This window comes from Moraxella lacunata (assembly GCF_900453205.1).
Taxonomy (GTDB): domain Bacteria; phylum Pseudomonadota; class Gammaproteobacteria; order Pseudomonadales; family Moraxellaceae; genus Moraxella; species Moraxella lacunata_B.
Genome location: NZ_UGQU01000002.1, coordinates 1 through 11,525 on the forward strand (window position 1 = coordinate 1; position 11,525 = coordinate 11,525).

The 11,525-nt window shown below is 40.8% G+C and carries 7 protein-coding genes; all 7 read right to left on the reverse strand.

Annotated elements, in window-relative coordinates:
* Positions 1-122: 122 nt before the first annotated feature.
* Positions 123-2,693, reverse strand: a complete 2,571-nt coding sequence (locus DX073_RS05520) for a type VI secretion system Vgr family protein (RefSeq protein ID WP_115006414.1) — start codon at positions 2,691-2,693, stop codon at positions 123-125.
* 221 nt (positions 2,694-2,914) lie between these two features.
* Positions 2,915-4,300 (reverse strand): phospholipase effector Tle1 domain-containing protein, encoded by a 1,386-nt coding sequence (locus DX073_RS05525; protein ID WP_115006416.1) that lies wholly within the window; start codon positions 4,298-4,300, stop codon positions 2,915-2,917.
* Positions 4,301-4,320: 20 nt separating this feature from the next.
* Positions 4,321-5,394 carry a DUF2931 family protein gene (locus DX073_RS05530; RefSeq protein WP_181814382.1) on the reverse strand — a complete coding sequence of 358 codons (1,074 nt, stop codon included), beginning with the start codon at positions 5,392-5,394 and terminating at the stop codon, positions 4,321-4,323.
* Positions 5,395-5,513: 119 nt separating this feature from the next.
* Complete coding sequence (locus DX073_RS05535; RefSeq protein ID WP_115006421.1) at positions 5,514-8,318, reverse strand: type VI secretion system Vgr family protein; 2,805 nt, start codon at positions 8,316-8,318, stop codon at positions 5,514-5,516.
* A gap of 153 nt (positions 8,319-8,471) precedes the next feature.
* The gene (locus DX073_RS05540) at positions 8,472-9,569 is read right to left on the reverse strand and encodes a PoNe immunity protein domain-containing protein (protein WP_115006423.1); all 1,098 of its coding nucleotides are present in this window, start codon (positions 9,567-9,569) and stop codon (positions 8,472-8,474) included.
* Between the two features lie 369 nt (positions 9,570-9,938).
* Complete coding sequence (locus tag DX073_RS05545; protein ID WP_115006425.1) at positions 9,939-10,403, reverse strand: hypothetical protein; 465 nt, start codon at positions 10,401-10,403, stop codon at positions 9,939-9,941.
* Positions 10,404-10,405: 2 nt separating this feature from the next.
* Complete coding sequence (locus DX073_RS05550) at positions 10,406-11,524, reverse strand: DUF6402 family protein (protein WP_147279684.1); 1,119 nt, start codon at positions 11,522-11,524, stop codon at positions 10,406-10,408.
* Position 11,525: the final 1 nt, after the last annotated feature.

The following is an 11,525-nucleotide window of genomic DNA, read 5'->3' on the forward strand; positions in this document are numbered from 1 at the left end:
ATTAAGAATACGATATTCCTAAAAGGCAACGCTTTTTGCGTAGTCTCATCAATCAGAACAAAGCCTTTTTGGTCGTTTTTTTGGGTCGGATTGTGGCAACCTCGGCACTCATACCCACATACTCACCCCTCCATCACCTTCTCATTGCTCTTAACCCTAAACACCCCAGGTGTTGTGATAAACACGCCTTGTTCGTTCATTTTAAACTCAGAACCACAGATGTTGATGGATAATTGAGTGGGGCTTGTGATTTGGATTTTACCTTCTGTTGAGATAATCTCTATGTTGTCTTTGGCGATGTGTTTGATGTTGCCTTGTTGGGCTTGTAGTTCTATGTCGTCTTTGGCGGTGTAGTGTTTAATACCTCCTGTTTGGACAAAGACTCTGATGCCGTTTTGGACGGTTAGATTGTACTTTGAGGTGGTGGCAAGGCTTAGGTCTTTGTTTGTGGTGATGGCAAGGTTGTTGTCGGTGGTGATGTGAATGTTTTGTTTGGCAGTTAAGGTCATGCCCGCCAGTGAGCTAAGGACGATGTGTGGGTTTGACAGCTCTGGATGACTTAGGGTGTCATCTAAGTCGTCATCGTGGTGATTGACATGGGCATGATGGTCATTGATCTCCCTACCTGTCATGCTTGTGTTAAGCCCATCTAAGGTGGGCATGAGGGTATTATCCAAGGCTCGCTCTTCGCATTGTGCTTGGATGCTACTTTGTATGAGTGATGAGTGGGTGCTTGTGGCTTGTTCTAATTGACTTGTGGTCTCTTTGATGTCTTTGATGTGACTTGTGGCATGTGGCCTCCCATGCGTGGTAATCACCACACCTTTATCTGCTCTTACCACCCCATGTCCATCAGTTCTCACCTCAAAGCCCTCGCCTCGGTATTCACCTCGTCCTTGGGGGGTGGTAAGACGTCTGATGTGTCCTAGGTTAATCTCGGTGTGTAGGTGGTCGGATTTTAGGTGGGTTTGCAGTTTGTCTTTAGTGTCATCCATGATGAGTTGGTTGGATTTGTCTCCCCCATACTCTTTGGAGCGGATGCCAGAGAGGACTTTTTCATGAGGGAGGGTGTATAGAGGCATGTTGTTTGGATTGGTCAAAGAGCCTGCCACATAGGGCATGTCAGGATTGCCTCCAAAGAAGTCAATGATGACCTCTTGGCCTGCTCTGGGTAGTGCAATGTGCCCATAGTGATCTCCTGCCCAGGTACTGGCGACACGAAGATAGCAGGTGTTTATCTGACTTAGGTCATCTTTGTCATCACCGGTGCGATTGTCTACAAGGTGTCTTTGGGTGAGTGTGGGTTTATCCCAGTGAAACTTGACTTTGATGCGACCGTATTGGTCGGTGTGTATCTCTTCACCTTCTGGGGCGACGACAGTGGCGGTTTGGGTACGGGCAATGGGTCTTGGGCAGGGGGTTGTGGGCACAAGCGGATGTGTGGCAGGGTATGCGGTAAAGCTTGTATCAGCGGTATAGTACTGATGGGTGTTGTTGTCTTCATCGATGGGTTTGATGCTCATCTGTAAGGCGTAGACAACCCAGTCGGTATTCATGCTTTGATGAGGGTGACCTGTTAGGGTAAATAAATGGGCAACCTGTATGCCCTTTAGTCTGCCATGTGCGGTGGCACTTAGGCTTTGATGCCGATAAGAGGCGATAAGCTGTTCGTTTTTTGTGGCCAGCTCATCACCCCCCGCTCGTCTGCCTTGATGCCATTCATAGCGTTGTAGGTGATGGATGAGTGCCTGATGTGGTTTGTGTGTGTCAGTTTGCACCCCTTTTATGGTATCATGAGCCATTAGGGGTTCATTAGGGGTTTTAAACTGATAATCAGATAAGAGACTTTGGGCACAGGTCAGTCTGCTTTTGGGGTTAAAGTGTTCTAGGTATTCAGCATACTCTGGCATACGCTGATTGGGTGGATAGAGCGTCAAGGTGTCATAAAAGGGATTGGCGTGTCTTTTTAGGTGACTGACATGGTCGGTGATGATTAGGGTGTGATTGTCTTTGGTGTGTTCAAAGTAAAAGCTGATGCCATGCTCACTCATGAGGCGAGTGATGAATGCGTAGTCTGATTCGTCATATTGGGTTTGGTAGTCTTGTTCAGGATAGTCATGGATGAGTTCAAACTGCCAAGGATAAGGGTAGCAGGATAACACCTCTTCGATGATTTGTGGGATGGATTTGTGTTGGTGGATGTGGTAGTTATTTGTTTTGGTGAGTAGGTAAGTCCATGGAGATAAGGTGAGTTCATAGACGGCATGCCTGTTGTGTGTGGTGAGTTTGGCACAGCTGGTGATGATGCCATGTCTTGTGACTTGTCCTGTGATGGTTCTATCATCGATGGGGTGTTTGTCATTTAAGTCAAGGGATATGCCTAAGGGCGTGCCGATGAGGGAGCTTAGGTCTAAGTGAGAGGCGACGCTTTGGTAGGAGGTGGTGCCTTGGTGGGGGGTACCCTCTTTGGGGTGGATGATACTGCCATGATAAGCTTCAAAACTGACATAACCTTCTAGCCCCTCTATACCATGGGCAGGGTTGCCATGTTCGTCTTTGGCTTTGACGATGAGTTTGTATTCAAACAGTCCGTTGATACTCTCTACCCCTTGTAAGCTGTCGAACCATAGATAAGGCGTGCCAGATACACTTTTGGGCAGATAAACAGAGTGTAGATGAGCACGATGGTTCATGGGGGTATCTCCTTATGGGCAAGATGTCATGTGTGTGATGTGTGTGGTATATATTTCTGGGCTGTGTTGAACAGACATGCAGGGTTAATGAGAATGATTTGATTGTAGCATGGGAGGTGGGAGGGGTCAAGGGGGGGGGTACTCTTAAAATAACACCGCAAAGAAAACCGTTGGTGGCAAGCAATGCTTATCCATAACGGTTTCTTCCATGTTAACAGTTATTACCTAAACCCGTCAATAACCATTGGTCTTGTTGGCTGGCTAGAATTACCATTGATTTTATTGTTTTCACCACCTTTGTTGGCGATATCCCCATACTCCAAAGAATTATGAATGTAAGTACCATAGATATATTTCATATCGCTATCATTTAATAATGGTACTGCATATCCACCACCTTTTTTAGTGTAGTTTGTTAAAATGTAGTTGTAACATTTATTATAAAAGGCGTTTAAGATTTTATCGGATTTCATCTCATTTAAATATTTATCAATGTTTTTCATGGCATCGTGTTCTTTTTTATTTTTGTTTTGTGGGTTTGAAGCGGAATGATATTTTCTAGCCCTATACCCTGCTTTTTTAATAGCTACCGCTTTTAAGATTTCAAAACAAATAAATTGATAGTGAAATTTGACGGTTCTCTTTGCGTAGACTTGCATAAGGCGACCATGTTCTTGGGCGGTGCGACCTGTCACTGGTTTTTCAGTTAACTGCTTTTTAGTATAATAGCCTTTACTTACAAACCAATTATAATCAATATACTCTTTATCCTGACGGTAGTCAGTGGTCAATTTTCTACTGACTTCCCTGTATTCCTCTGGATACCCTCCCCCAATGTCTGAATGAGCCCCAGGTAGGCTACACTCAAAGCCAATACCATCTTTGATTGCCCCCTTGATTTGGGTTAGAGGAAAATGATAGCGGTAATCGTTTTGGGCAGTCAAATGAAAAATATAGTTAATGTCTTGGGGTTTGCCGATGTCTAGACCTAATTCTTTAACATCATTATAATGTTTAACATCGTCAGATGAGACGGTATCTAATATCCCAACGAAGTTAATTTTGCTTCTTTTGAATGTTTCTGTTTGTTTTATATGGCTACAAAAATGTCTCGCCCAAGCCGCTCCACGACTAAATCCATAAACATTAAAAATAATATTTGCAGGTTCTATATTTGTCTTTTGAACCATTCTGTGTAGTTGACTTGTCAAAGAATTACGACGAGTGGTTCGTCCGCTAGACCCTGTCGCTAAACCCAAGCCTTGACTATCATCATTTTTATACTGGGTGGTACCAGAACCCTCTACATACAGTTTAATAACATTGTTGCCATCAGCTTCCATCATCTCAAACAATAAAGCAATGTTAGAATAATAATTGGTATAGCTTCTTTGACTTGGTCTATCCAAGTGTTTTAACTCAGGGTCTCTATGAGCGGCTGAGTTATAAATATTATTACCTGTACCATCAAAGAAGATATGAATCGTTATGGTTTTTAACTTCACATCCTTACTGGTGTTGGTAGGTTTGGTGGTGGTACCATTTCCTATTGGGCTTGTACCTGCTTTTTTGATGGTAGAACCGCCATCTTGATTGTAATTTGCCATAATTATCCTCAAATTTAATATTAAAATTTATCAAACTCTTCTACATAAGCCACTTCTGATAACAGTTTTTTGTCGCCTTGTTTAAACCAAACTTTAAGAAGTTCATCATTGACAAGCTCCACTTCAATCTCCACAGGTTTGGACATATCAAAATTGTCTTGCCAGTATTGGTAATATTCTGAGGAACGATCGCTTCCCCCAGTACCAAACATATCGCCCGATAAATTGAGTAGCAACTCGTAAGGCTTGTCATCTATGGCAAAGCGTAGCACAAACACCACAGGAATGGATTTAAAGGGTTCGGTGTGTTCTTCTGGTTTATGGATAATGAATTCTTCGCCATTCAACAGATTGGTTCTATAAGCAAGCAATTTGGCATTGCGACCCGTCAGCTTAAAATGCACTTGTACAGGATCAAAAAACCCTTCGTTGTAATACAGATGTGCCTTTTCTTGAAAGTCTTTGTATTCTTCTCCTAACTTATAATTTCTGGCAGAAGTTTCTCGGTCTGCAATTTCATAACAGATGTCCGTACCCTTCGTAGCATAAGTTTGATAGCACCGCTCTCCCCGCTGTAAGGCTTCAATTTCTGGAGGATAAGTGGCATCTTCTAACGTATCTTGCCACCAATCATAGTCAATGGGTGTGGCTTGATAGGTGCCAATCAGTCTTGCTTCATAGCCTGAGATATACAGATAGATTTTGCCCTTAGGGGCAAACCAAAAGACTAAATGTTCGTACCTGCGACCTGTTTTTAGGGGAAAATATTTATCTGCATACATTATTTGTGGAACAGTCTCCTTAAACATCGCCTTAATCCGCTCATAAGGCAAATCGGTTTTTAACTCATAAAACTGATCATCGGTAGAAGAATATAATAATAACTCCACACGAGCAGGAATGTCCCAAGTGTCGTAAGTTTTGGGTTGGGGTATAAAACTATTCGGTGCACCCCCTGTCCCTTGCTCCATATACCCAAACCAAAAAAAGGGCTTACCATCTTTATTAAACAGTTTTGAATGCTTACGATTATTGCCTATATTATAAGAATAGACAGAGTCGAAATTCACGCTATACTCAGCTTTGTCCATCATCTGATACCTCTTATAACCAAAAAAAATAACAATTGCTAACAGCCCTAAACCTACCAAAACAAATTTGAGATTTTTAGGAATTTTTTGCTTCATAGGCATACCTTATATAAAAATGCAACTTAATTTTCTTCATTTCTCTCATCATCCAAATCCTGATAAATGAAAATTTCTTCACTGCTAAATCCTGTGTTGATTCGCATAGTATAGCCTTCATCATCTGTTTTTCCACGATAAACGGTACCATTTGGGGTGATGATTTTGTATTTAAATCCAACAATAGGGTCGTTATTATCATCCAATAATCTAAACGCCTCATCGTGGGTCATATGAAATTCTGGCAGAGCATAATTTAGGGAATTACCCCCCAACACCTCCACAGATGAATGTAGCTTAATCTTTTTAGGCGAGCCTATCTCCACCCCCTCTTTATCTATCTTGATATAACTGCCATTGGAAGTTAAGATGATTTCTTTATCAGCGACAATCTCAATGTTGTTTTTGGCACTGATTAATTTTAGTACTTGCTCTGCAATGATTTCTATATCATCGCTTTGGGCTTGAATTTGAATTTTACCACGAGCAGTAAATAGCTTTATACCTAAGTTTTGTACCAACACCCTTAACCCCTGTGCAATGTTTGTTAATAAGTTTTTTGCACTGGCAATGCTCAATGTTCCTTGTGTGGTTAATGTGGTATTTTTTTGGCTTGCGATATTAATGTTGTTTTGTGATGATAGTATGGTACTGTCTTTTGATGATAACAGCAACTGGGCAGAGGATAGTTCAGGGTGTATTTGACTATTGTCTTCATCGTCCAACTCACTTTCGTGCAACTCGTCCTTGATGATGTTGTTGCCCATAAGGCCATCTAAGTCCTGCTTAAATGATTCTTCCACGTCAATGTCTAATGATGATTCATTAACATCATGAGATGCCGAGAGTTTTAAAAAAGACTTATGAATTTGATGAGAAACCATTAAAGATTCAGAAGACTCCCCCACATCCTTCACATGCCCCACCGTCCCCTGCCTCCCATGCGTGGTAATCACCACACCTTTATCTGCTCTTACCACCCCATGTCCATCAGTTCTCACCTCAAAGCCCTCGCCTCGGTATTCACCTCGTCCTTGGGGGGTGGTAAGACGTCTGATGTGTCCTAGGTTAATCTCGGTGTGTAGGTGGTCGGATTTTAGGTGGGTTTGCAGTTTGTCTTTAGTGTCATCCATGATGAGTTGGTTGGATTTGTCTCCCCCATACTCTTTGGAGCGGATGCCAGAGAGGACTTTTTCATGAGGGAGGGTGTATAGAGGCATGTTGTTTGGATTGGTCAAAGAGCCTGCCACATAGGGCATGTCAGGATTGCCTCCAAAGAAGTCAATGATGACCTCTTGGCCTGCTCTGGGTAGTGCAATGTGCCCATAGTGATCTCCTGCCCAGGTACTGGCGACACGAAGATAGCAGGTGTTTATCTGACTTAGGTCATCTTTGTCATCACCGGTGCGATTGTCTACAAGGTGTCTTTGGGTGAGTGTGGGTTTATCCCAGTGAAACTTGACTTTGATGCGACCGTATTGGTCGGTGTGTATCTCTTCACCTTCTGGGGCGACGACAGTGGCGGTTTGGGTACGGGCAATGGGTCTTGGGCAGGGGGTTGTGGGCACAAGCGGATGTGTGGCAGGGTATGCGGTAAAGCTTGTATCAGCGGTATAGTACTGATGGGTGTTGTTGTCTTCATCGATGGGTTTGATGCTCATCTGTAAGGCGTAGACAACCCAGTCGGTATTCATGCTTTGATGAGGGTGACCTGTTAGGGTAAATAAATGGGCAACCTGTATGCCCTTTAGTCTGCCATGTGCGGTGGCACTTAGGCTTTGATGCCGATAAGAGGCGATAAGCTGTTCGTTTTTTGTGGCCAGCTCATCACCCCCCGCTCGTCTGCCTTGATGCCATTCATAGCGTTGTAGGTGATGGATGAGTGCCTGATGTGGTTTGTGTGTGTCAGTTTGCACCCCTTTTATGGTATCATGAGCCATTAGGGGTTCATTAGGGGTTTTAAACTGATAATCAGATAAGAGACTTTGGGCACAGGTCAGTCTGCTTTTGGGGTTAAAGTGTTCTAGGTATTCAGCATACTCTGGCATACGCTGATTGGGTGGATAGAGCGTCAAGGTGTCATAAAAGGGATTGGCGTGTCTTTTTAGGTGACTGACATGGTCGGTGATGATTAGGGTGTGATTGTCTTTGGTGTGTTCAAAGTAAAAGCTGATGCCATGCTCACTCATGAGGCGAGTGATGAATGCGTAGTCTGATTCGTCATATTGGGTTTGGTAGTCTTGTTCAGGATAGTCATGGATGAGTTCAAACTGCCAAGGATAAGGGTAGCAGGATAACACCTCTTCGATGATTTGTGGGATGGATTTGTGTTGGTGGATGTGGTAGTTATTTGTTTTGGTGAGTAGGTAAGTCCATGGAGATAAGGTGAGTTCATAGACGGCATGCCTGTTGTGTGTGGTGAGTTTGGCACAGCTGGTGATGATGCCATGTCTTGTGACTTGTCCTGTGATGGTTCTATCATCGATGGGGTGTTTGTCATTTAAGTCAAGGGATATGCCTAAGGGCGTGCCGATGAGGGAGCTTAGGTCTAAGTGAGAGGCGACGCTTTGGTAGGAGGTGGTGCCTTGGTGGGGGGTACCCTCTTTGGGGTGGATGATACTGCCATGATAAGCTTCAAAACTGACATAACCTTCTAGCCCCTCTATACCATGGGCAGGGTTGCCATGTTCGTCTTTGGCTTTGACGATGAGTTTGTATTCAAACAGTCCGTTGATACTCTCTACCCCTTGTAAGCTGTCGAACCATAGATAAGGCGTGCCAGATACACTTTTGGGCAGATAAACAGAGTGTAGATGAGCACGATGGTTCATGGGATGTCCTTATTGAATGATTGAATGGTTAGGTGGGGTTAATGAGAATGATTTAGGAGTGATTGGATTTTAGCATGGGAGGTGGGAGGGGGTCAAGGGGGGGGGTGAAAAAACACAGCTAGAAGCTGTGTTTTTTGGGGTGTGTTTAACGGATTATTTTTTTGCATTGGCGAGGATTTCTTCTGGGATGAGACTGATGCCATGCTCTGTGAGTTTGCACCAAACATAAGCCTGTGATTTAGATAAGTGGCTTGGGGTTGGGTAAATGGGTGATACATCACCGATGTTTAGGTAGATGATTTTTTTAGTCATGCGGTCTTGGTAATAACCTGATACAGTAGCAGGTTGTCCTTCTTGGATGATGCAGGTTTCATCATATTTGGGTGGGGTGGTTGGTGTTGGCTTAGGACTGTTTTGTCTTGCCCACGCCACCAAATCTTTGGGGTAATGGATGAATTTGTGCAAGGGTGTATCGTCCAAATCAAAAAGATAGACAAGGCATGCTGGCACAAATTCCCAGTAGCCAAAATAGCCGTATTCATCTTCCATTCTAAGATGGCTGTTATGCCATAGCTTATCATTGTGGTATTCGTACCATTCTTCTAGGTTTTGTCTTAGCTCATCGATGATGGCGTCTTTGATTTTTTGGGTGTTGCCTGTGTTGTGATATAAATCATCTAGGCAGTCACAGATAATCGTATACCAAGGGTTGTTGTATAAACCACCGTCCACATTGCCAGCTCGCACTTCTTGCACAAGACCACTGATTCTAAACAAACGGTCAGTCATTGCATCGGTGGCATCAAAGACATCTTGGTTTTGACCTTCTGCCAACAGCTTAATTTTAGGTAATAAATCACGGCAATCTAACAAATAGGCTAGACTGATAAATTGTAAGACTTTGTCAGAATTAGAACCTAAAACACTTGGTAGACTGCCTTCATCATAATGATGTTTGGCAATGGCGGCAGCTTCATTTTCTTTGCATTCGATACATTTGTATAGATAAGGAATCAGAGTCTTGATGTCATCACCTGCGGTATAGGCAAGTAGGAGTTGTCCGTAATATACATCAAATAGGATTATCCAGTCTGGCTGTAAATCCACAGACAAGAAATTAAATTCATCCACATAATGGTTTTGGTCTTGTATACTGTAATCAACAACATCATCATAGTATTCTTTCATTTTTTCATAATAATCCTTGGTCATAAACTTCTGACGGCGTTTTTGGATAAAGGCGTTTGGCATGATATGCTCCTAGGTTGGTGTTAATCGGATTATTTTGCTTGTTTAGCTTGAGTTTTTGGTTTGTTGGCATTGGCAACACGGGTATTGATGGATTTATCAATATCTGCGTCCGTCCAATGAAAGGTTGGGGTGTGGTCTGGTTCGTGGTCTTTGTCGTTGACGAGCTTGTATTAATATCAATTTATCCTACCGACCGATAACTTGCCATTATTATAAACAAAGAGTACAACTAACAAAATTGAATTTTGCTACGGAAATCATTCACTCGAGCTTATAGAAAGGTCAGTTTTCGTTATTGTTTGACAAACCTTACTATGAACTGCAAACGTAGTACTTTTTCATTTTGCAGAGTGTATATTTACTCCTGCTCTATATAAGAATAAATTGGAGTTTGTATTGCTCTTGAAAAAAATAAGAATCCTCTAACACTACCTCACACTGTTCATGCATAACTCTCAATTCATCTTTTTTATCCTTCCAAGTAAAACACAACTTCATATAATCTGCATCAAAAATATCCTCTTGATAAAAATTATTTATCATTAGGTAGTCTACCACCTTTTTCTCTTTAGGACTATAAAAAAACACTAAAGAGTAAAAATTACTGCCATAAAATGTCAGATGACAACTAAAAAACAGATGTTCTTTTTTTATTTTTTCTGACCATCTAAATTCCAATGTTGACATACCATAACACCTGTCATCAAAATTATTTAAATTAACTTCTTTCATTATTTTTTGTGCTTGAAAATAGTAAACAATATAAACAGAAAACCATGCCATGGCAACAAATATTAATGAAATTAATAATATAAAAATTCTTGATTTATTCATTCTTATCCTCCTAATATTTTATCCACTTCTTTCTTACTTATCTGAAAAAATGAATTTTTGTTAGATTCAAGTTTTATTAAATGTGGTTTTGTCCAAATCACCATATCTTTGCCTTTATTATGTTTTTTACGATAAAGTTGATAGTGCTGATTAAAAATTGGAAAAAATAATTTCTCGGGAATAAAATACTTTTCCGTTGTTCCTGTATCATCAACGACAACGGTCATCATGCTGTTTTTAATATCATCTTTATCATATAAGGAAAAAGTCATATCATTTTTATTCCAATGACCTAAATAGTCTCCTTTTCCCTTATTTCCATCAATAATAAAATCGTAGCTGTCTATTGCATAACAATATATGGATTTTATGTTTATTTTATAGCTATCATTACTCTTAATATAAGAAACACTATAATCTCCAATAGACGCATAGATATTGAACGCTCCAAATGCAGCCCATAAATCATCAATGTTAAGAGAGTTGGATATATATGTTGCTGATTTTGCAGGGAAAGAATTATCAATTGCCTCCCTTTGTATTTGCCAATCTCTATGGAATGATTTTAATAATTCTATATCAGCTCCTCTATAGTAAGAACTCGAGAACTCATAAGTGTCAGAATCCTCAAAATTAAAAGGGGAAAAAGATAGTTTTTTTAATGATTTAATAATAACTTTTTTTGATTTTTCTGTTAATAAATTTGCAATTAGATTATTTAATGCTTGATTATAGCGTGGAAATTTTGATAGCCATTCATGATTAAATCTACTAGGGTTATAATAATCAAGTTTTGGATTTGAATTACCCCAACCTCCTCTTTTATCCGATAAAGTCATTTCTAAATTAGAATCATTGAACCACTTTCTTTGCAAAAAAGCCGCTTGTACCCACCCTTTACTTTCCATCACATTGGGTATATCTGTTAGTTTGAAAAAATTAGTTGTGGTTGATATCTTACTGTTTTTATTATTAGGTTTTAAAGTTGCAGTACATAAATCCTGAGCACTACACTTTATATTAATAATTGTGCCATCAGATTTTTTTCCTGATATATTGATGCTACCATCTTTATTAATGGTTGCATCATCTTTAGTAAAGTAAAATATATTATCACTCATA